The sequence below is a fragment of the Actinoplanes sp. NPDC024001 genome (genome assembly GCF_040638955.1).
Classification (GTDB): domain Bacteria; phylum Actinomycetota; class Actinomycetes; order Mycobacteriales; family Micromonosporaceae; genus Actinoplanes.
Genome location: NZ_JBEZZB010000058.1, coordinates 27,091 through 47,106, shown reverse-complemented (window position 1 = coordinate 47,106; position 20,016 = coordinate 27,091). Strand labels below are relative to the sequence as shown.

Annotated in this window: 18 protein-coding genes; 7 read left to right on the top strand and 11 right to left on the bottom strand. The window is 72.3% G+C overall.

Translation table 11 applies throughout. The features are described from left to right. Positions 1–4: 4 nt before the first annotated feature. Together gap and AB0F81_RS23065 are read right to left on the bottom strand one after the other, a co-directional pair. Positions 5–1,012, bottom strand: a complete 1,008-nt coding sequence (gene gap / locus AB0F81_RS23070) for a type I glyceraldehyde-3-phosphate dehydrogenase (RefSeq protein WP_360200473.1) — start codon at positions 1,010–1,012, stop codon at positions 5–7. Beyond that, a complete protein-coding gene (locus AB0F81_RS23065; RefSeq protein ID WP_360200471.1) occupies positions 1,009–2,016 on the bottom strand; it encodes a DJ-1/PfpI family protein in 1,008 nt (335 codons plus the stop codon). The genes gap and AB0F81_RS23065 overlap by 4 nt, the downstream gene beginning before the upstream one ends. A gap of 163 nt (positions 2,017–2,179) precedes the next feature. Here AB0F81_RS23065 and AB0F81_RS23060 point away from each other — a divergent pair, with 163 nt between their 5' ends. Further along, the gene (locus tag AB0F81_RS23060) at positions 2,180–3,190 is read left to right on the top strand and encodes a LacI family DNA-binding transcriptional regulator (RefSeq protein WP_360200469.1); all 1,011 of its coding nucleotides are present in this window, start codon (positions 2,180–2,182) and stop codon (positions 3,188–3,190) included. Between the two features lie 4 nt (positions 3,191–3,194). Here the strand turns inward: AB0F81_RS23060 and AB0F81_RS23055 are convergent, their stop codons facing one another. Next, positions 3,195–4,565, bottom strand: a complete 1,371-nt coding sequence (locus tag AB0F81_RS23055) for a serine/threonine-protein kinase (RefSeq protein WP_360200467.1) — start codon at positions 4,563–4,565, stop codon at positions 3,195–3,197. 206 nt (positions 4,566–4,771) lie between these two features. Between AB0F81_RS23055 and AB0F81_RS23050 the strand changes: the two genes are divergently transcribed. Then, positions 4,772–5,404 (top strand): hypothetical protein, encoded by a 633-nt coding sequence (locus AB0F81_RS23050; RefSeq protein WP_360200465.1) that lies wholly within the window; start codon positions 4,772–4,774, stop codon positions 5,402–5,404. Between the two features lie 58 nt (positions 5,405–5,462). Here the strand turns inward: AB0F81_RS23050 and AB0F81_RS23045 are convergent, their stop codons facing one another. Next, a complete protein-coding gene (locus AB0F81_RS23045) occupies positions 5,463–6,482 on the bottom strand; it encodes a hypothetical protein (RefSeq protein WP_360200463.1) in 1,020 nt (339 codons plus the stop codon). A gap of 165 nt (positions 6,483–6,647) precedes the next feature. Between AB0F81_RS23045 and AB0F81_RS23040 the strand changes: the two genes are divergently transcribed. The 5 genes from AB0F81_RS23040 (at position 6,648) to AB0F81_RS23020 (ending at position 13,120) form a co-directional block, all read left to right on the top strand. Then, positions 6,648–8,516, top strand: a complete 1,869-nt coding sequence (locus AB0F81_RS23040) for a diguanylate cyclase (RefSeq protein ID WP_360200461.1) — start codon at positions 6,648–6,650, stop codon at positions 8,514–8,516. After that, the gene (locus tag AB0F81_RS23035; RefSeq protein ID WP_360200459.1) at positions 8,513–10,804 is read left to right on the top strand and encodes a bifunctional diguanylate cyclase/phosphodiesterase; all 2,292 of its coding nucleotides are present in this window, start codon (positions 8,513–8,515) and stop codon (positions 10,802–10,804) included. Before AB0F81_RS23040 ends, AB0F81_RS23035 begins: the two co-directional genes overlap by 4 nt. A gap of 26 nt (positions 10,805–10,830) precedes the next feature. Continuing rightward, entirely contained in the window at positions 10,831–11,334 is a 504-nt protein-coding gene (locus tag AB0F81_RS23030) for a hypothetical protein (RefSeq protein ID WP_360200457.1), read from the top strand. Between the two features lie 88 nt (positions 11,335–11,422). Next, the gene (locus AB0F81_RS23025; protein WP_360200455.1) at positions 11,423–12,283 is read left to right on the top strand and encodes a hypothetical protein; all 861 of its coding nucleotides are present in this window, start codon (positions 11,423–11,425) and stop codon (positions 12,281–12,283) included. Between the two features lie 63 nt (positions 12,284–12,346). Next, on the top strand, positions 12,347–13,120 hold the full coding sequence (locus AB0F81_RS23020; RefSeq protein WP_360200453.1) for a hypothetical protein: 774 nt from the start codon (positions 12,347–12,349) through the stop codon (positions 13,118–13,120). Positions 13,121–13,132: 12 nt separating this feature from the next. Here the strand turns inward: AB0F81_RS23020 and AB0F81_RS23015 are convergent, their stop codons facing one another. Genes AB0F81_RS23015 through AB0F81_RS22985 form a run of 7 tightly spaced genes read right to left on the bottom strand, consistent with a single transcriptional unit; the run spans position 13,133 to position 19,853 of the window. After that, positions 13,133–14,254, bottom strand: a complete 1,122-nt coding sequence (locus AB0F81_RS23015; RefSeq protein ID WP_360200451.1) for an ABC transporter substrate-binding protein — start codon at positions 14,252–14,254, stop codon at positions 13,133–13,135. 8 nt (positions 14,255–14,262) lie between these two features. Beyond that, a complete protein-coding gene (locus AB0F81_RS23010) occupies positions 14,263–15,018 on the bottom strand; it encodes an ABC transporter permease subunit (RefSeq protein ID WP_360200449.1) in 756 nt (251 codons plus the stop codon). Continuing rightward, complete coding sequence (locus AB0F81_RS23005; RefSeq protein ID WP_360200447.1) at positions 15,015–15,773, bottom strand: ABC transporter ATP-binding protein; 759 nt, start codon at positions 15,771–15,773, stop codon at positions 15,015–15,017. The genes AB0F81_RS23010 and AB0F81_RS23005 overlap by 4 nt, the downstream gene beginning before the upstream one ends. Continuing rightward, the gene (locus tag AB0F81_RS23000) at positions 15,770–16,612 is read right to left on the bottom strand and encodes an ABC transporter permease subunit (RefSeq protein ID WP_360200445.1); all 843 of its coding nucleotides are present in this window, start codon (positions 16,610–16,612) and stop codon (positions 15,770–15,772) included. The genes AB0F81_RS23005 and AB0F81_RS23000 overlap by 4 nt, the downstream gene beginning before the upstream one ends. Next, entirely contained in the window at positions 16,609–17,604 is a 996-nt protein-coding gene (locus AB0F81_RS22995) for a TIGR03842 family LLM class F420-dependent oxidoreductase (protein WP_360200443.1), read from the bottom strand. Before AB0F81_RS22995 ends, AB0F81_RS23000 begins: the two co-directional genes overlap by 4 nt. A 9-nt stretch (positions 17,605–17,613) precedes the next feature. Beyond that, on the bottom strand, positions 17,614–19,014 hold the full coding sequence (gene hydA / locus AB0F81_RS22990; RefSeq protein WP_360200441.1) for a dihydropyrimidinase: 1,401 nt from the start codon (positions 19,012–19,014) through the stop codon (positions 17,614–17,616). Further along, the gene (locus AB0F81_RS22985) at positions 19,011–19,853 is read right to left on the bottom strand and encodes a nitrilase-related carbon-nitrogen hydrolase (protein ID WP_360200439.1); all 843 of its coding nucleotides are present in this window, start codon (positions 19,851–19,853) and stop codon (positions 19,011–19,013) included. The genes hydA and AB0F81_RS22985 overlap by 4 nt, the downstream gene beginning before the upstream one ends. Positions 19,854–20,016 lie beyond the last annotated feature (163 nt).

The window sequence follows — 20,016 nt, the reverse complement described above, 5'->3', positions numbered from 1 at the left end:
CAGTCTAGAGAAGATCCGCTCCGAGCAGGGTGACGGTGTCGACGACCCGGTTGGCGAAGCCCCACTCGTTGTCGTACCAGGCCACGGCCTTGACCAGCCGGCCCTGCGCGGTGGTCAGCAGCGAGTCGAAGATCGACGATGCCGGGTTGCCGGTGATGTCGGTGGAGACCAGCGGATCGGTGGAGAACTCCAGGATGCCGCGCAGCGGCCCGGCGGCCGCCGCCTCGAACGCGCTGTTCACCTCCTCGGCCGTGACCTCGCGGGTGACCAGCGCGTTCAGCTCGACCAGCGAGCCGACCGGGACCGGGACGCGCACCGAGTAGCCGCGCAGCCGTCCCTCCAGCCGGGGCAGCACAGCGCCGATCGCGGTGGCCGCGCCGGTGGTGGTGGGCGCGATGTTGAGCGCGGCGGCGCGGGCCCGCCGCAGGTCCCGGTGCGGGCCGTCCTGCAGGTTCTGCTCCTGGGTGTACGCGTGGACCGTCGTCATCGACCCCACCTCGATCCCGGCCAGGTCGTCGAGGACCGCCGCCACCGGGGCGAGCCCGTTGGTCGTGCAGGACGCGTTGGACACCACGTCGTGCCGGGCCGGGTCGTAGTCGCCGTGGTTCAGCCCGTAGGCGATGGTGATGTCGGCGCCCTTCGACGGCGCGCTGACCAGGACCTTGCGGGCCCCGGCGGCGAGGTGCGCCCGGGCGTCGGCGGCGGCGGTGAACCGGCCGGTGGACTCGACGGCCACGTCCACCCCGATGTCCTTCCAGCGCAGCTTCGCCGGGTCGCGCTCGGCCGACACCTCGATCCGGTGGCCGTCCACGATCAGGTGACCGTCGGACGCCTCGACCCGCCGGCCGAACCGGCCCAGGGTGCTGTCGTAGCGCAGCAGGTGGGCCAGGGCCTGCGGGTCGGCCAGATCGTTCACGGCGACGATCTCGACGTCGGCGCCGCGGTCGGCGACCGCCCGGAACACGTTGCGCCCGATGCGGCCGAATCCGTTGATTGCTACCCGTGTCGTCATGCCTCCAGCCTGCGGCGCCGGCCGGGTGCCCCGGCAGGCCCGGCGGCGCCAGCCTCCGCAAGATTCCCGCCAGCGAAGGTACGGCGGTACTCGCTCGGCGACGTGCCGAGGATCCGCTGGAAGTGCAGCCGCAGGTTGGCGCCGGTGCCGACGCCGACCCGGGCGGCCACCTGCTCGACCCCGAGGGTGGTGCTCTCCAGCAGCTCCCGGGCCAGGTCGACGCGGGCGCGCAGGATCCACTGCATCGGCGTGTACCCGGTGTCCTCGACGAAACGCCGCCCGAACGTCCGGGCCGAGACGCGGGCGTGCCGGGCCAGCATCTCCACGGTGAGCGGCTCCTCCAGGCGGTGCAGCGCCCACTCCCGGGTGGCCGCGAACACCTCGCCGAGCGGCTCCGGGATGGTGCGGGGCACGTACTGCGACTGGCCGCCGCTGCGGTACGGGGCCGCGACCATCACCCGGGCCACCGCGTTCGAGGCCTGCACCCCGTGGTCGATGCGGATCAGGTGCAGGCACACGTCGATGCCGGCGGCGACCCCGGCCGCGGTCAGCACCTGCCCCTCGTCGACGAACAGGACGTCGCCGTCGACCCGTACCTTCGGGTAGTCCCGGGCCAGCGCCGGCGCCAGTTGCCAGTGCGTGGTGGCCCGCCGCCCGTCCAGCAGACCCGCCGCGGCCAGAGCGAACGCCCCGCCGCAGATGGAGACCATGCGCGCGCCGCGGAACGCGGCGTCCCGCAGCGCGTCGACGACCCGCGGGTCCAGCGGGCCGGACGCATTCTGGAAGCCGGGGACGATGACGGTGTCCGCCTCGGCGATCGCCTCCAGGCCGGCCTCGACCACGAAGCCGAGCCCGTCGCGGCCGGGCACCGGGCCCGCCTCCAGCGAGCAGGGCCGCAACTCGTAACCCAGGCCGTGGCGCGCGGCGAAGACCTGCGCGGGGATACCGACGTCGAGCGGAGCGGCGCCGGGCAGCACCAGTACGGCGATCTTGTGTAGGTCCACGGATTCGACTCTGCCGGGTGCCCGCCGGCCACGGAACTGGCGGTCCGGACGTTGTCCGTAAGGATCCAGCCACGGTGAACCCGGGGAGCGGGGGCGACCGGCGGGAACCCGGCGGACTACTCTTCACGCGGGTGCGTGTGGCGACGGGAAAGGACGGCCGGCGATGAGGGAGGACCGGACCCGCTCGACAGGGCGGCCGACGCTGGAGGAGGTCGCGGCCCGGGCCGGGGTCGGCCGCGGGACGGTGTCGCGTGTCGTGAACGGGTCGGCGCAGGTCAGCCCGAAGGCGCGGCAGGCCGTCCAGGACGCGATCGACGCTCTGGGATATGTGCCGAACCGGGCTGCCCGGGCGCTGGTCACCCAGCGAACCGATTCGATCGCGCTGGTCGTCTTCGAGTCGGGGGAGCGGTTCTTCGCCGAGCCGTTCTTCGGCCGGATCGTGCAGTCGGTCTCGTCGGTGCTGGTCGCGCGGAACCTGCAGATGGTTCTGATGATCGCGCAGGCCCCGGAGGAGCGACGTCAGCTCGAGGGCTACCTGACCCGCCAGCACGTCGACGGCGCGCTGCTGCTGTCGGTGCACGGTGACGACCCGCTGCCCGCCCTGCTCGAGGAGCGGGGGGTGCCGACCGTGCGGGTGGGCCGCCCGGTGCATCCCGAGCCGGTCAGCTATGTCGACGCGGACAACCGCGGCGGCGCCCGGGCCGCCGTCTCCTACCTGCGCGACCAGGGCCGCCGGTGCATCGCGACGATCACCGGCCCGCTCGACATGGCCGCCGGCATCGCGCGGTACGACGGCTACCGCGACGTCGTCGGCGAGGGCCCGGCCGCCCGCGGTGACTTCGGCGAGCTCAGTGGCGCCACCGCGATGGAGTGGCTGCTCCAGCAGTACCCGAGCATCGACGCGGTCTTCGCCGCCTCCGACATGATGGCGGCCGGCGCGCTGCGGGTGCTGCGCCGCGCGGGCCGGCGGGTGCCGCAGGACGTGGCCGTCATCGGCTTCGACGACTCGGGCATCGCCCGGCACACCGACCCGCCGCTGACCAGCGTCTACCAGCCGATCGAGCAGATGGGCCAGGAGATGGTGCGGCTGCTGCTCGCCAAGCTCGACGGTGACGAGCCGGTCGAGCACGAGACCGTGCTGCCGACCCGGCTGATCCTGCGCGGCTCCGCCTGAGGCCTCAGGTGCCGCCGGCGCCCCGCACGTCCTTCAGCCGGGACTGCAGCGTCGAGGCCTGAGCCTCGGTCAGCGCGCCCTCGCCGAGCCGCTGGCGCACCTTGCCGCTGATCAGGTCGACCTGCTGGTCGACATCCACGTCGCTGCCGTCGATCTGGCGCAGCAGGTTCATGAAGTCGAGGGCGACGTCCGGCCGGATCTCGCCGCGCTCCTCACCGCGTTCCACCGCCGCACGCACCCGGCTCAGCGCCGCGTCCAGGGTGAGGGTGGCCTCGGTGGCCGGTGTCGTCGTGGTGGCCACCGGCGGCTGCGGCGCGGGGGTGGTCGGCGTTGTCGGCGCCACCGACGGGGCGCTGGCCGGCGGCTGGGCGATCTCCTCCCCGCCGTCCGGGCCGCCGACCACGTTGACCAGCACGAGAAAGGCGGCGATCGCGGCGGCCAGGGCGACGCCCGCGCCGACCCGGCCGGCCGTGGAGCCGCGCCGGCCCGCCGACGGGATCACCCGGGCCAGGCCGGTCGGCGGCGGCTCGGGCAGCGGGATCGTGCTGCGCGCCGGGGTGGACGGGATCAGCCGGGACAGTTTGCGCCGGGCGTCGGCGGCCGAGGGCCGGTGCGACGGCTCGTCCGCCAGGCACTCGTAGATCAGGTCGCGCAGCCGTGCCGGCAGCGTCTCGGGGAGCCGGGCCGGGCCGGTGGCCTGCGCCGCGGCCAGTTCCTCCCAGGTGTCCACCGAGTACGGCGGCTCACCGGCCACCATCTCGAACAGCAGCACGCCGAGCCCGTACAGATCGGTGGCGGGCTCGGCCGGCTTGCCGTCGAGGCGCTCCGGCGCCGCGTAGGCCGGCGTGCCGAAGGTGGCGCCGGTGTCGTCGTCGTCGGGCTCGCCGGCGGCGGCGCTGATCCCGAAGTCGAGCAGCTTCACCCCGTCCGGGCAGAGCATGACGTTGCCCGGTTTGATGTCGCGGTGCACGACTCCGGCCGCGTGCGCGGCGGCCAGCGCCGCGGCGACCGCGGTGCCGATCGAGACCGCCTCACCCCACGGGATCGGCCCGTCGACCAGGCGGGCCGCCACGGTCTCGCCGCTGAGCAGCTCCATCACCACGAACGGCGCCACCGAGCCGTCCGGGCGCACCGCCTCGCGGTAGTCGTGCACGGCGGCGATGCCGGGATGGGAGAGCCGCGCGGCGAGGCGGGCCTCGCGCCAGGCGAGGTGAGCGGCCCGGGTGTCGCCGGCCGGGAGCTTGACCGCGACGGGCCGGTCCAGCAACTCGTCCACGGCTCGCCAGACCTGCGCCATGCCGCCGGTTTCCAGCAACGTGACGAGTCGGTACCGCGAGGCCAGGAGGACGCCCGGGGCCGGCCACACATCGTGCATGCGAGGACATTCACTCAGGTCGCGGTGGCATGTCAACTCCGGTGTTCCCGGCGGGCGGCGCATCTCACGGCTGAGGCGGGCGAACATCCGGCTAAGCGGCGCTATTCGCCAAAAGTGGGCAACCAATTGGCAACCCGGGGCACAACCGGTCTGAACCCGAAGGTCCCCAGGATAGGAACTCCCCCGAGGTTTGAGGAGTTCGTTCGATGCGCATGCGCCGTACCGCCGTTGCCGTCGCCATGGCCGCGGCCGTCACCGTTCCCGCCGTCACGACCGGCGTGGCCGCGTACGCCAAGCCGGGCTCGTCGCCCGCCGCGGTGCAGGCCGCGGCCGCCAAGAAGGCACCCGCCAAGCCGGCGCCGGTGAAGAAGGCGCCCGCCAAGCCGGCGCCAGTCAAGAAGGCGCCGGTCAAGGTCGCGTTCGCGGCGACCGGCACGGTCACCGGCGTCGACGCGGCGAAGGGCACGGTCACCATCGCCGCCAAGGCCGGCACCAAGGACGTCAAGGGCAAGACCGTGACGGTCGCCGTGCCGTCGAGCGTCCGCGTCATCCTGAACGGCAAGAAGGTCGCGCTGAGCGCGCTCGGCGCCGGCCACAAGATCACCGTCTCCGGTACGCGGGTCGACGCCGCCTACACCGCCGCCAAGGTGCAGGCGACCGGTACGAAGACGGCCAAGCCCGCGCCCAGCCCGTCGGTGACCCCGACCACCCCGGCGCCGACCGCGTCCCCGACCACCCCGGCGCCCACCGAGGAGCCCGCTCCGGCCGAGGAGCCGGCGCCCGCCGAGGAGCCGGCCCCCGTCGAGGAGCCGGCCCCGATCGAGGCGCCGCAGGGATGAGCCGCCCGGTGACCGGCCCGCCCACCGCCATGACAAGCGGGCGGGCCGGTCACCGTGGTCAGTCCACCGTCGGCGGCATGGTCCGGGCGGCCTCCCGCAACGCGGCCGCCGCCGACGAGTACGGGTTGTAGCTGTACGCCCGCGCCGGCGACCCCGGCACGCTGAAGTACGCGGTGGACAGCTTCGCCGGGTCCGTGGCGATCTCGCCCCGGGCCACCGCGTCGTTGCCGTCGTCCCAGCCCCACGGCGCGTTCGCCGAGTTGACCCCGCACGACCAGGTGCCGGTGCCGCAGCCGCCGCTGGTGTCCCCGGCGAACGTGCCGAGCCCGGCGAAGAGGCTGCTGTTCGTGCGCTGCGCCCACAGCCCGCCGGCCGCGAAGACGTCGACCAGCCGGTAGCGCACGTCCCGGTCGTCCGCGCCGGACGGCGACTCGGCCACCGTCGACGGGTAGTAGACGATCCCGTCGCCGTTGATCGTGTACTGCGGGTACGCCTTGAGCCCGTGGCCCTTGGCCTCCTGCGCGGTGACCGGGTGCTGGAACGAGTCGTGCGGCGACGACTGGAGCTGCAGCGTGCCGTCGATCGTCTCGGAGCCACCGGTCCAGGTGCTGCCCGCCGGCGTGTACGAGAAGAAGTCGCTGTGCGCCACCGTCACCGCCGCCCGCAGCGTCCCGTAGTCGGAGCCGTCGCGTTCCACGGCGAGCAGCACGCCCTCGCCGTCGTTCTCGTGCTCGGTCTCGAAGAACGGGTGGTCCACCCAGTCCCGCGGGTGGAAGAACAGGTATGTCAGGTACCAGTGGGTGGCGGTCTCGGCCACCGAGTAGTAGACGTGCGCGGCCGTCTCACGTCCCGCGTTGTCCCAGTTGTCGCGGCCGTCGAGGTTGCCGTCGAAGTCGTACCGGGTGATCATGTCGGCCCGGCCGCCGAGCGCGTGCGTGCCGGTGGCGTCCACGTCCTGGTAGTGGATCGGCGCCCAGCGCAGCGCCAGCTCCGCCCGGCTCACCGCCGCCTCGGCCGGCGCCGCCACGCCGACAACCGTCAGCATCCCGGCGGTCACGGCCGCCGTCCACCGCCTCACTGCCGAACCCGTACGCATCGACGCCCCTCTCTCGATTTGATACAGCGGCGTCAATATATTCGCGCCGGGTGGCCGACGGGCGAAGATCACGTGACGGAAAAAGGCTAAGTCTGCGGCCGGGCGGGCCGATCGCTGGCAAGTACAGAGAAGTACGGAAGGACGAGGATGCCCGCAGCGGTCGCCGACACCGCCCGCCCGGTTCCGCTGTGGCGGGATCCGGTGCTCGCCACGCTCGCCGTGGTCGGTGTCGTGCTCTTCGGCGGGTACGCCCTGGACGTGGGCAGCCCGCGCGCCCAGCTGGTGACCTGCTGGCTGATCATGCCGGTGCTGGATCTGCTGCTGTTCCGGATGTCCTGGCAGGTGCACCGCACCCTCGACCTGTCGCCGGAGGCGCACCGGTTCTGGCGTACCGTCGCCGTGGTCGGGCTGATCTTCGCCGTCGGTGATCTGGTGCAGTGCGCCGTGGTGCTCGCCGACCCATCCCTCGACCGCCTCGACTTCCACCCGGTGCAGACCGGGTCCGCGCTGCTCGGCGTGATCGTGATCGTGATCGGTGGGGTGGCGCTCGTTCACCCGAGTGCGAACTGGAGCCGTGGTCAGCGCCTGCGATTCCTGCTGGACGCCATGATCGTCAACTGCGCCGCGGCGTCGGTCGCCTGGTGTCTGATGACCCGCCCGAACCTGGTGGCGGCCGGCACGTCGGCGATCGTCACCGCGATGGTCGGCTGCGGCGTGATGTTCTGCGCGGTGCTGCTCGCGGTGAAACTGCTGCTCAGCGGCAACAGCCCGGCCGGTCCGGCGGCTGCTGTGCCGATCACCGCGGCGACCATGCTGCAGGCCGCCGGCACCACGCTGCTGCCGAGCGCCAGCGCCGGGGACACCGCCACCCAGATGCTGCTCATCATCGGCCCGTGCCTGGTGCTGCTCTTCAGTCCCCGGATCCAGCTGCTGCGCGGCACACCGCCCTCCCCGGCCGGGCCACGGGGCGCCCGAGCCGCCCGGAGCCGGCGGTACAGCGTCCTGCCGTACACCGCAACGGTCGTCTGCGCGGCCACCCTGGTGGCCGCGCTGATCGCCGGAGGTCTCGGCCTGCCGGCCTGGGGCGCCCTGGCCGGGCTGCTGCTCAACGTCGCCCTGGTGGTCGCCCGGCAGGTGCTCGCGCTCGCCGAGAACAACCGGCTGCTGGAGCGCCTGGACGAGCGGGAGCGGCGGCTGGAGTCGCTGCTGCGGCACGCCTCGGAGATCACCTCGATCACCCTGCCCGACGGCCGGTTCAGCTACCTGAGCCCGGCGGTGGAGAAGGTGCTCGGCATGCCGGCGTCGGCGGCGCTGGGCCGCTCGTCGCTGGAGATCCTGCACCATGAGGACAGGGCGCGGCTCGGCGCTGAGCTGACCCACCTCTACGCCACACCGGGCGCGCAGCTCACCTATCAGGGCCGGTACCGGCGGGCCGACGGCACCTGGCGATGGCTGGAGGTGGTCGCGGTGAACCTGACCCACCAGCCGGGCATCGGCGGCGTGGTCTGCAACGGGCGCGACGTCACCGAGGAGCGCGAGCTGCACGAGCGGCTGCGCTTCCAGGCGGACCACGACGAGCTCACCGGCCTGGCGAACCGCCGGCGGTTCACCGCCGCGATGGGCGCCGCCGACGGCGACGCCACGGTCCTGCTGATCGACCTGAACGGCTTCAAACAGATCAACGACACGTACGGCCACGGGGCCGGCGACGCCGTGCTGCGGCACGTGGCGGACCGGCTGCGCGCGTGCGCCGGGCCGGACGACGTGCCGGCCCGCCTGGGCGGGGACGAGTTCGCCGTGCTGGTCGGCGACGGTGACGCGGCCGCGGCCGACCGGCTCGCGGCCCGGATCCGGGCCGCGCTCACCGAGCCCGCCGAGATCGGCGGGCGCCGGCTCACGGTCGGCGCCAGCATCGGCGCGGCCTGCGGCCCGGCGGCCGATCCTGATCAGCTGCTCAACGCCGCCGACCTGCGGATGTACGACGAGAAGCAGCGCGCCCGGGCGGTCGTCTCATGACCGCGCCCCGGCGTTACGTGCTGACCACCGCGACCATCGTGCTCCTCGGCGTGCTCTGGTACGCGTGGTGGCTGCTCACCGGCGCCGGCCCGGTCGCGATCGGCTTCCTGTTCATGCCCGCCGTGATGGCCGTCGGCGGCCTGGCGATCCGGGCGCTGCGCCGGTCGGTGCCGCTGGCCCCGGCGGGCCGGCGGTTCTGGATCCCGGTCGAGGTCTGCTGCTACCTGTTCGCGGCCGGGTTCACCCTGCTGGTGGTGGAGGCGTTCCGGGCCGGCCCGGAGCTGCCGGCGATGCCACCCGCGGGGGCGGTGCTGATCGGCTCCGGCGTGGTCGTCGCGATGTGGGGCGTCGCCACCGTGCCGCTCGGCGTGACCAGCCGCTACGAGCGCGGCAAGCAGTGGCTCGACCGCACCATCGCGCTGCTCGGCTGTGCCACGGTGCTCTGGCACTTCGGGATCGCCCCGATGCTCACGGCGCCCGAGCCGTGGACCGCCTCGGCGCTGGCGATCCTGCTGCTCGCCAGTGCCTTCGCGGCCGGCTCGATCACCAAGGTGTCCTACATCGCGGGCGGGCCGGTCGACCGTACGGCGATGCGCCTGGTCGCCTCGACCGGCCTGACCGCGGCCGGCGTGGCGGTGCTCTCGGTCATCGACGGCTACCAGGGCGTGGTCCCGGCGCAGGCGCTCTGCATGCCGCTGTCCGGCCTGCTGATCTCCCTCGGCGCCCGGCGGCAGCAGCTGGCCGGCGGCGTCACGCAGCGGCCCGGCAACGTCTGGCTGCCCTACCTCGCCGTGCTGGCGGTGGACATCCCGGTCGCGCACGCGCTCTTCGACCCGGACTACTGGCGGCCGGGCGCCTGGGAAGGCCGCCTGGTGGTGCTGGCTGCCGTCACGGTCACCGCCCTGGTCGCCGTCCGGCAGTACGTGGTCTTCCGGGAGAACACCCGCCTGCTGAGCGAGAAGCACGCCTCCGAGGCCCGGCTGCGGCACGAGGCCACCCACGACCCGCTGACCGGGCTCGCCAACCGGGCCCTGTTCCGGCAGTCGCTCGACGCCGCGCTCGCCGTCGGCCCGGCCACCGTGCTGCTGGTCGACCTGGACGACTTCAAGACCGTCAACGACTCGCTCGGCCACGACGTCGGCGACGCGCTGCTGGTCGGGTTCGCCGGTGCGCTGTGCCAGGCGGCCGGCCCCGACGGCGCCGTGGCCCGGCTGGCCGGCGACGAGTTCGCGGTGCTGGTCACCGACCCGGAACGGGGCGCCGACGTCGCCGAGCGGGTGATGGCCGTGACCGGCAAGCCGATCAGCACCCACCGGCTGCTCGTGCACGTCAGCGCCGGCCTGGCCACCGCGCCGCGGGGCACCGCGGCGAGCCAGCTGCTGCGCGAGGCGGACGCCGCGATGTACGCGGCCAAGCAGCGTGGCAAGGCGAACTGGGTGCGCTACGCCACCGGCATGGAACAGCCCGCCCAGGCGCACGCCCGGCTCGGCGGCGACCTGCGCCGGGCCCTCGACCAGGGCGAGCTGCGGGTGGTCTACCAGCCCGTCGTCGGGCTGGCCGACGGCCGGGTGATCGGGGTGGAGGCACTGGTCCGCTGGGCTCACCCGGAGCGCGGCCTGATCTCGCCGGCCGAGTTCATCCCGGCCGCCGAGCGGACCGGCCTGATCGTGCCGCTGGGCCGGTTCGTGCTGCGCGAGTCGTGCCGCCAGGCCGCCGCGTGGCTCGCAGAGTTCGGGCCGGACGCGCTGCAGAAGATCGCCCCGAACGTCTCGGTGCGCCAGCTGCACGACCCCGACTTCGTCGCGGACGTGCGCGCCGCCCTCGCCGACCACGGACTCGGGGCGGACCGCCTGGTGTTGGAGCTCACCGAGTCGGCGGTGCTGCGTGGCCAGCAGGTGCTGCGGGTCCTGCACGAGCTGCACGACATGGGCGTGAGTCTGGCCCTGGACGACTTCGGCACCGGCGAGTCGTCGCTGAGCCTGCTGCGCAGCTTCCCGGCCTCGATCGTGAAGCTGGACAAGTCGTTCGTCGACGGCATCGAGCTCGACGAGCCGGGCACCGCGGCGGCCGACGCCCGGCAGGCGGTGGCCCGCGCGGTCGTGCAGCTGGCCGGCGCGCTCGGCCTGGACACGGTCGCCGAGGGCATCGAGAACCAGGAGCAGGCCGACCGGCTGCTCAAGCTCGGCTACACCGTCGGGCAGGGCTACCACCTGGGTCGCCCGGTCAGCCCGGAGGAGATCACGGCACGCTTCGCCGCCCAGCGCGCGGCGTCCGCCGCCGCGGCCTGAGCGCCGGCGGCGGATAGGGTACGGCGGTGGACACGGCGGACGACGGCACCGGGACGGCGCAATCGCTCGCGGCATGGCTGGACCGGCTGACCTTCGCCGACCTGACCGCCGAGCAGGCGACCGCCCGGATCGTGGACGCGATCGCGGACTGGGCCGACTGGCAGGGCTGGCGGGTCTACCGCCGGGCGCCGAGCGTCTTCCCGCTGCCCCCGCCGCTGCGCGGCAACTCGGTGCTGGACGTCGCCTGCGCCCGCCCCGGCGCCGCGCCGATCGCGATCGAGGTGGACCGGCTGGACCGGCAGCGCACGGTCGACAAGCTGCTCGCCGAGGCCGCCGCCGGCCGGGTCGCCATCTGGGTGCGCTGGGGCGCCGGCCCGTTCGAGCCGCCCCCGCTGCCGGTGCACCTGGTCACCCGGGAGGCCGCGCGGCACGCCGGGAAGTGGCGTACGGTCGCGGAGCGCCCCGCCCCGGAACACTCCGGTACGGTCGTGTCCGCCGCCGAGGTCGAGGAGCTGCCGTGGAAGTCATGAGCGACTGCACCGAGCGGCACCTCGCCGCACCGCCCTCTGACCTCGCAGGCGAGGGCCAGGAGGGCATGACAAGGAAGGCAGGGAACGAGTGAGCGAGAGCCCGGACCGTCTCGCCTGGCGGGTCACCGAGCCGCTGCACGCGCTGGTCTACTTCGTGCCGGAGGCCGCGGAGCAGTACTCGCGGTGCGGGCTGGACGCCACCGAGGGCTATTTCGCCTCCCGCGGCGCCGCGTTCGGCCCGGTCGGCCCGGCCGTCGTGACGGCCACCTTCTACAACTTCAACCCGGCCCTGGTCGAGCGGGTGCTGCCCGCCGTGTGGCAGCGGACCACCCCGGCCGCGCTGATCGCCGCCCGCCTCGACGCGGCCGACGCCGCCCTGACCCGGGGCCTCGGCGCCGAGGTCGTGGCCGGCCCGGAGGTGGCCGAGGCGGCCCGGCTGGCACGGACCGCGGCGGAGGCGGCGGTGCGGTGGCCGCACGGCCGCCCGCTCTTCGCCGCGCACGCCGAGCTGCCCTGGCCGGAGCAGCCGCACCTGGTGCTGTTCCACGCGCAGATGCTGCTCCGCGAGTTCCGCGGCGACGGGCACGTGGCGGCGCTGCTGGCGGCCGGGGTGAGCGGCCTGGAGGCGATCGTGCTGCACGTGGCCAGCGGCGAGATCGACGAGCGGTTCCTGCGCGGCTCCCGCGGCTGGAGCCGGGAAGCCTGGGCGGGCGCGACCGAGGAGCTGCGCGGCCGGGGCCTGCTGGACGCCGACGGGCTCACCGAGGCCGGGCGGCGGTTGCGCGCCGAGATCGAGGCGACCACCGACCGGCTGGCCGAGTCGGCCTACCGGGTGCTGGGGGAGGAGGGCTGCCTGCGGCTGGCGGCGCTGACCCGGCCGCTGAGCCGGACCGTGGTCAAGTCCGGGCTGCTGGACCCCCGGCAGTTGATGAAAACCGGCCGTGAGTAGGCCCACGAAGCCCGTTCCGCCGAATCCTTGGTCTGAGCGTTATCGGTCAGTCACGCTTAGTGAGTGACTGAGCAGCGGAGACACCCGGCGTCGTGGTGGGCGCAGTTCCAAGAGGCCTCCGATCGGTTCGACACGGCGTACCTGACCGAGGGCCTGGGAGACCTGATCACCGCCAAGATCTCTTCCCCGCTCCTGCGGCGGGAGGCGGAGATCGCCGCGGACATCGTGGTGCGGCACCTGAACAAGCCGAACAGCGAGGAGCTGGCCGAGCGGGCCCTCAAAGGCGTCGAGCGGCTGGTCGCGACGGTGGAGCGGCTCGGCGAGCGCTCCGGCGAGGCCTTCGAGCTGCGCGAGGCGTATGCGCTCTGCCACCTCCTGGAGGGCCGGTACGGCGAGGCGGCGAACGAGGCCGAGGAGTTCGTCAAGACCCAGGCGATCCTGCGCATCTTCGTCGGCGCGCTGCGGATCGAGCGGTTCGACGGTGACGTGGCGGTGAAGATGCTCGCCTCGGGTCAGCCGCCGTCCGCCGCGCTGCACTCCGGGAAGGTGATCGGCAAGTACAGCTGGTGGCCGAGCTGGCTGCTGAAGGTCGTGACGGAGCGGGCGCTCGCCGGTGAGCTCGACGACGAGACGGTCGCCGCGCTGGACCGCTGCGCGTACGCCGAGCTCAGCCCGGCCCAGGCCCGCATCGCGCGCCGCCTGCTGGACGGCGAGGACGCCCTGATCGACGCCTCCGCCGTCCGGCTGGAGGGGCTCGGCGAGGCCGACGCCGCGCAGAAGCTGCGCAAGGGCGACCTGACCGCGGTCGCCCTCGCCGCCCGCCTCATCCCGATCTGACCGTCAGCAAACTCAAGCGCCGCCCTCCTGCAGGGTCACCGTGGCGGGTTGGAACGACGAGCCGGTGACGTCGATGCCGGCGGCCTTGGCCTGTTCGATCGCCTGCTTGATGTAGTCGTTCGTGTAGGCCAGGCCCTCCGGTGCCTTGGTCAGCACGGTGTCGCCGGTCTGGTTCTTCGTGGTCTGCGAGATCTCCACGGTCTGCTTCCAGGCCGCCTCGTCGATCATGCCGATCCCGCCGGGGGACGGCCAGATCAGCTTGTTGACCTCGTTCATCTGCCACAGCTGGTGGCTCTTGCCGAGCTTCGAGCCCTTCGCGACGACCAGGTCACGGCACTTCTCCGCGTTGTCGCGGCAGAACGCCCAGCCCTTGATGGTGGCGGTCAGGAACTTCACCGTCTGCTGCTGGTAGGCCGGGTCGTTCAGCTTCTCGGTGTTCGCCCAGACCGCGTCCTGCAGCATCGACGACCCCTCGGTCTTCCAGTCGATGATCGAGAAGTCCTCGGCGGTGTAGAGCTTGCCGGTCGCCGGGTTCTTCGCTTCGAGGAGCTGGGCGTACTCGTTGTAGCTCATCGCCTGGGCGGCGTCGATCTCCTTCTTCAGCAGCGCCTGCATGTCGAACTGCTGCTGCACCAGGGTGACGTCCCTGCCCGGGTCGAGCCCGGCCTTGGTCATCCCGGCGAACAGCTCGAACTCGTTGCCGAAGCCCCAGTTGCCGACCTTCTTGCCCTTGAGATCGGCGGCCGTCTTGATGCCGCTGTCCGCCCACGCCACCTGGTAGGTGCCGGACCGGGCGAAGATCTGCCCGACGTCGGTGATGCCGGCGCCCTGCTCACGGGAGGCGAGCGCCTTGGGCACCCAGGCCACCGCGTAGTCGGCCTTGCCCTGGGCGAGCACGGTCTGCGGGACGATGTCGACACCGCCTTCGAGCAGTTCGACGTCGAGTCCCTGCTCCTTGTAGAAGCCCTGGTCGACAGCGGCGATGTAGCCGCCGAACTGGGCCTGGTAGAACCACTGCAGTTGCAGCTTGATCGGGGTGAGGGCACCGCTGCCGCCGGGCGCGGGGGTGCTGGGCGTGTCGGCGGTGCCGCACGCCGCGAGGAGAAGGACGGAGACGAGAAACAGTCGTCGCATGAGAACCCCTAGTCGATCAGGCGGGTTTTCCACGGCATGGCCAGACGCTCCAGCAGGAGCGTGACCAGGTAGAAGGTGAGACCGAGCAGGCAGGCGCCGGCCACGAAGGCCCAGGCACGGGGGTACGCGGTGAACGCGGCGGCGGAGGTGATCCGCGCGCCGAGCCCGTCCTGCAGGCCGCCGAAGTACTCGGCGACGACCGCGGCGATCACGGCCAGCGACGACGCCTGCCGCAGGCCGGTGAAGAGGTGGGGGAGCGCGCCGGGGAGGCGCACCTTGCGGGCGAAGGTCCAGCCGCCGGCCGCGTAGGTGTGCATCAGCTCCTGGTGGACCGGGTCCACCTCGCGCAGCCCGCGCAGCGTGTTCAGGAAGACCGGGAAGAAGACGACGATGGCGGTGACGATCCGGCGCGGGACGCTGCTGGTCGACTCGAACATGTTGTTGAGGATCGGCGCGAGCGCGATGATCGGCAGCGCGCTGATCACCGCGGCGAACGGGATCGACACCTCGCCGAGCAGCGAGAACCGGCTCGCGGCGAGGGCCGCCAGGATCGCGAGCAGGCTGCCGGCGATCAGGCCGACCAGGGCGTTGGCGCCGCTGGCCAGGGCCGCCTCCCAGACGTTGCCGCGCTGCGCGACCAGCTCCCGCCAGATCGCGGCGGGCGCCGGCAGGATGAACGGCGCGACCCGGCCGAGCGTGACGGTCAGCTCCCAGAGGACCAGGGCCAGGACTCCGGCGACCACCGGCGGCAGGACCCGCCTCATCCCCGGAGCGCCTTCCGTACCTCGGTGATCTTGTCGAAGTAGACCGGGGACTGCCGGCCGGCCTCGTCGCGCGAGGGCAGGTTCACCTCGATCGACGCGGTGATCCGGCCGGGCCGGGCGGACATCACCACCACCCGGTCGGAGAGGAACACCGCCTCGGAGATCGAGTGGGTGACGAAGACCGTGCTGGTGCGGGTGGTGGCGCAGATGGCGAGCAGCTCGGACTGCAACCGCTCCCGGGTCATCTCGTCGAGCGCGCCGAACGGCTCGTCCATCAGCAGCAGGGGCGGCTGCACGGCGAGGGCCCGGGCGATCGCGACCCGCTGCTGCATGCCGCCGGAGAGCTGACCCGGGTAGTGCCCGGCGAAGTCGGCGAGGCCGACCAGCTCCAGCATCTGCTCGGCCCTGGCCTTGCGTTCCGCCTTGCCGACGCCGCGCAGCTCCAGCGGCAGTTCCACGTTGCGCCGGACGGTCCGCCACTCGAAGAGGCCGGCCTGCTGGAAGGCGATGCCGTACTCCTGCTCGCGGCGGGCCTGCGCGGCCGGCCGGTCCGCCACGGTGACCGTGCCGGTGGTCGGCGGGATCAGGTCGGCGATCAGGCGCAGCAGGGTGCTCTTGCCGCAGCCGGACGGCCCGATCAGCGAGACGAACTCGCCGTCGCCCACGCTGAGATCCACCTCGGACAGCGCGGTGACCTCGTCGGACCGGCCCTGATTGAAGACCTTCGTGACGTTCTCGACGACCACGGCACTCACAGGGTCACCACCTCCACGTGGCGCCGGTGCCGCATCAGCGGCACTTCGAGCAGACTCACGGCGGCCGCCACGAGCAGGCCGAGCAGCGCCGCCCCGAGCATGGCCGTGTACACCTTGGCGGGATCCGAGGTCGCCTCCCGCGAGTACTCGATGATCAGACGGCCGATGCCGCCCCGCGTACCGGTGGAGATCTCCCCGACCACCGCGCCCACCACCGCGGCCGCGCCCGCCAGGCGCAGCGCCGGGAAGAGATAGGGCAGCGCCGCGGGGAAGCGGAGCTTCGCCAGCGTGCGCCACCAGCCGGCGGCGTAGCTGCGCATCAGCTCGACGCCGGCCGCGGCCGGCGACTGCAGGCCGCGCAGCATGCCCACCGCGACCGGGAAGAAGGCCAGGTAGGCGGCGATCACCGAGACCGTCGCCCAGGGCGGCATGATCGTGCCACCCCAGCCGGCGATCAGCGGCGCGAGCGCCACCAGGGGCACGGTCTGCGAGAGGATCACGTACGGGAGGAGCCCGCGCTCGACGATCCGGAACCGTTGCATGGCGACCGCGAGGGCGAGTCCCACGGCGGCGCCCGCGAGGAACCCGACCGCGGTGATGCCGAGGGTGAACAGGCAGGCCTGAAGGACGACCAGCCACACCGGACGGCCGCCGGCCAGCTCGGGTGCGCCGAGCCGTTCGGCGATCGTCCACAGGTGCGGCATGGAGAGGTCGTCGGCGCGCGGGAGCACCCGCACGCCGAACAGCACCGTCCCCTCCGGGTTGCCGACCGCCTTGTAGCCCTCCCAGACCAGGGCGAAAGCCACCAGCCCGGCGAGGACCGCGAGGGCCCTCCTCATGCGAACGCCGGGATGATGTGTTGGCCGTAGGCGGCGAGGGTTTCCGCCTTGGCGTCGTGCTGCAGGTAGACGGCGAACTGGTCGGCGCCGAGCGACTTGAGCTCCTGCAGCCGCTTGACGTGGTTCTCCACCGGGCCGAGCACGCAGAACCGGTCGACGATCTCGTCCGGCACGAACGTGGTGTGGGTGTTGCCGGCCCGCCCGTGCTCCGAGTAGTCGTAGCCCTCGCGGGCCTTGATGTAGTCGGTCAGCGCCTGCGGGACCGCGCCGCTGCCGCCGTAGCGGGCCACGATGTCGGCCACGTGGTTGCCGACCATCCCACCGAACCAGCGGGTCTGCTCCCGCTGGTGTTCGAGGTCGTCACCCACGTAGGCGGGGGCGGCCACGCAGAACTTGATCGCGTCCGGGTCCCGTCCCGCTCTCGCCGCGGCGTTCCGCACCGCGGTGATCATCCACTCGGCGATGTCCGGGTCGGCGAGCTGCAGGATGTAGCCGTCGCCCACCTCCCCGGTCAGTGCCAGGGCCTTCGGACCGTAGGCGGCGACCCACACCTCCAGGCGGCTGTCCGGCGCCCAGGCGAATTGGATCTCGTTCCCGCGTACCGTGACCCTCTCGCCGTTGCCCAGCCCCTTGATCACCTGGACGCTCTCGCGCAGCTGGCCCAGGGTCTGCGGGGTGAGGCCGAGGACGCGCAGCGCCGAGTCGCCGCGGCCGATGCCGCAGATGGTGCGGTTGCCGTACATCTCGTTGAGGGTGGCGAAGGTCGACGCGGTCACCGTCCAGTCCCGGGTGCCCGGGTTGGTCACCATCGGGCCGACCACGATCCGCTCGGTGGCGCCGAGGATGGCCGAGTAGACGACGAACGGCTCCTGCCAGAGCACGTGCGAGTCGAACGTCCAGAAGTGACTGAAACCGGCCGCCTCGGCCTTCTTCGCCCACTCGACCACCTCCAGCGCCGGTGGGTCGTTCTGCAAGACAACACCGATGTCCATGCCGGCCCCCTAGAGCAGGTAGTCGCTGAGGCCGCGCTTGAGATACCGGCCGCGGCCGGCCCGCCCGGTGTACTCGCCACCGGAGGCGATCACCTCGCCGCGGGACAGGACGGTGTCGACCTTCCCGTCGATCTCCCAGCCCTCCCAGGCGGAGTGGTCCATGTTCATGTGGTGCGTCTCGACACTGATCCGGGTGCGCCCGTTCGGGTCGTAGAGCACGATGTCGGCGTCCGAGCCGGGCGCGATGATGCCCTTGCGCGGGTAGAGCCCGAACATCCGCGCCGGGGTCGTCGCGATCGTCTCCACCCAGCGGCTCAGCGACAGCTTCTTGTCGACCACGCCCTGGTAGAGCAGGTCCACCCGGTGCTCGACGCTGCCGATCCCGTTCGGGATCTTGGAGAAGTCACCCCGGCCGAGCTCCTTCTGGTCCTTGAAACAGAACGGGCAGTGGTCGGTCGAGACCACCGACAGGTCGTTGGTGCGCAGCCCCTGCCACAGGTCGGCCCGGTGGCTCTCGTGCTTGCTGCGCAGCGGCGTCGAGCAGACCCACTTGGCGCCCTCGAACCCGGGCGCGCCGAGCTGGTCCTCCAGCGTCAGATAGAGGTACTGGGGGCAGGTCTCGGCGAACACGTTGCGGCCGTTGTTCCTCGCCGCGGCCACCTGCTCCAGTGCCTTTGAAGCGGACAGGTGCACGATGTAGAGCGGGCAGTCCGCGGCGACGCTCGCCAGCCAGATGGCCCGGCTGGTGGCCTCCGCCTCCAGCTCCTGCGGGCGGGTCAGGCCGTGGTGGATCGGGTCCGTCTCGCCGCGCTCCAGGGCCTGCTTGACCAGCACGTCGATGGCCGGCCCGTTCTCCGCGTGCATCATGATCATGGCGCCGTTGTCGCGGGCCTTCTGCATGGCGCGCAGGATCTGGCCGTCGTCGGAGTAGAACACCCCGGGGTACGCCATGAACAGCTTGAAACTGCTGATCCCCTCGTTGGCGACCAGGTGGTCCATCGCCTTGAGGGAGTCGTCGTCCACCCCGCCGAGGATCATGTGGAAGGCGTAGTCGATGTGGCAGTTGCCGTCGGCCTTGCCGTGCCAGGCGGCCAGGCCGTCCTGGACCACCTCGCCGTAGCGCTGGACCGCGAAGTCGACGATCGTGGTGGTGCCGCCGATCGCGGCGGCCCTGGTGCCGGTGTCGAAGGTGTCGCTGGCGTGGGTGCCGCCGAACGGCAACTCCATGTGGGTGTGCGCGTCGACGGCGCCGGGGATGACGTACTTGCCGGTGGCGTCGATCGTATGGTCGATTTGTGGGGATTGATCCGGCGCGAAGATCGCCGCGATGGTTTCGCCCTCGATGAGGACGTCGGCTTTCACCGCTCCGGTGGGGCCGACGACCGTGCCGCCCTTGATGAGAGTCGTCACGGCGCCACCAGCCCGTCGTAGCTGTCCGGGCGGCGGTCGCGGTAGAACTGCCACCGGTTGCGGACCGTCTCGAGCAGGCTCAGGTCCAGGTCACGGACGATCAGCTCGGCGTTGTGGGTGTCCGCCACGTCGCCGACGAACTTGCCCTCCGGGTCGACGAAGTACGTCTGCCCGTAGAAGTCGTTGTCGCCCAGCGGCTCCACGCCGACCCGGTTGATCGCGCCGATGAAGTACTCGTTCGCCACCGCGCTGGCCGGCTGCTCCAGCTGCCACAGGTACGCCGACAGGCCGCGGCTGGTCGCCGACGGGTTGAAGACGATCTGCGCGCCGTTGAGCCCGAGCGCCCGCCAGCCCTCCGGGAAGTGCCGGTCGTAGCAGATGTAGACGCCGACCCGGCCGACCGCGGTGTCGAACACCGGGTAGCCGAGGTTGCCGGGGCGGAAGTAGAACTTCTCCCAGAAGCCCTTGACCTGGGGAATGTGGTTCTTGCGGTATTTGCCGAGGTAGCTGCCGTCGGCGTCGACCACGGCGGCGGTGTTGTAAAGCACGCCGGGCTGCTCCTGCTCGTACATCGGCAGGATCATCACCATGCCGAGCTCGGCGGCCAGGGCCTGGAAGCGCTCGGTGGTCGGGCCGGGGATGGACTCCGCGTATTCGTAGTAGGCCGCGTCCTGCACCTGGCAGAAGTACGGGCCGTAGAACAGCTCCTGGAAGCAGATCACTTTCGCGCCCTGGGCGGCGGCGTCACGAGCGTAGTCCTCGTGCGCCTTGATCATCGATTCCTTGTCGCCCGTCCAGGTTGTCTGGACGAGGGCGGCGCGGACGACTCCGGTCGTCATTGCGGGCCCCTCTCTTCGTTTCGCACGCGCAGTGCGCCCGAAAAAGCGCCTGTGATCGTGTGTCTACTCCCTGTGATAGGTCCTGCGCCAGAGCTTGCTTCTGAACGCCGGATGCCGTAGGACACTAACGACACACATTGAAGCGAACAATTGCCGTTACGTA

Coding starts and splice junctions, on each gene's coding strand:
- gap (WP_360200473.1), bottom strand. CDS start 1,012: ATGACGACACGGGTAGCAATCAACGGATTCGGCCGCATCGGGCGCAAC.
- AB0F81_RS23060 (WP_360200469.1), top strand. CDS start 2,180: ATGAGGGAGGACCGGACCCGCTCGACAGGGCGGCCGACGCTGGAGGAG.
- AB0F81_RS23055 (WP_360200467.1), bottom strand. CDS start 4,565: ATGCACGATGTGTGGCCGGCCCCGGGCGTCCTCCTGGCCTCGCGGTAC.
- AB0F81_RS23050 (WP_360200465.1), top strand. CDS start 4,772: ATGCGCATGCGCCGTACCGCCGTTGCCGTCGCCATGGCCGCGGCCGTC.
- AB0F81_RS23040 (WP_360200461.1), top strand. CDS start 6,648: ATGCCCGCAGCGGTCGCCGACACCGCCCGCCCGGTTCCGCTGTGGCGG.
- AB0F81_RS23035 (WP_360200459.1), top strand. CDS start 8,513: ATGACCGCGCCCCGGCGTTACGTGCTGACCACCGCGACCATCGTGCTC.
- AB0F81_RS23015 (WP_360200451.1), bottom strand. CDS start 14,254: ATGCGACGACTGTTTCTCGTCTCCGTCCTTCTCCTCGCGGCGTGCGGC.
- AB0F81_RS23010 (WP_360200449.1), bottom strand. CDS start 15,018: ATGAGGCGGGTCCTGCCGCCGGTGGTCGCCGGAGTCCTGGCCCTGGTC.
- AB0F81_RS23000 (WP_360200445.1), bottom strand. CDS start 16,612: ATGAGGAGGGCCCTCGCGGTCCTCGCCGGGCTGGTGGCTTTCGCCCTG.
- AB0F81_RS22995 (WP_360200443.1), bottom strand. CDS start 17,604: ATGGACATCGGTGTTGTCTTGCAGAACGACCCACCGGCGCTGGAGGTG.
- AB0F81_RS22985 (WP_360200439.1), bottom strand. CDS start 19,853: ATGACGACCGGAGTCGTCCGCGCCGCCCTCGTCCAGACAACCTGGACG.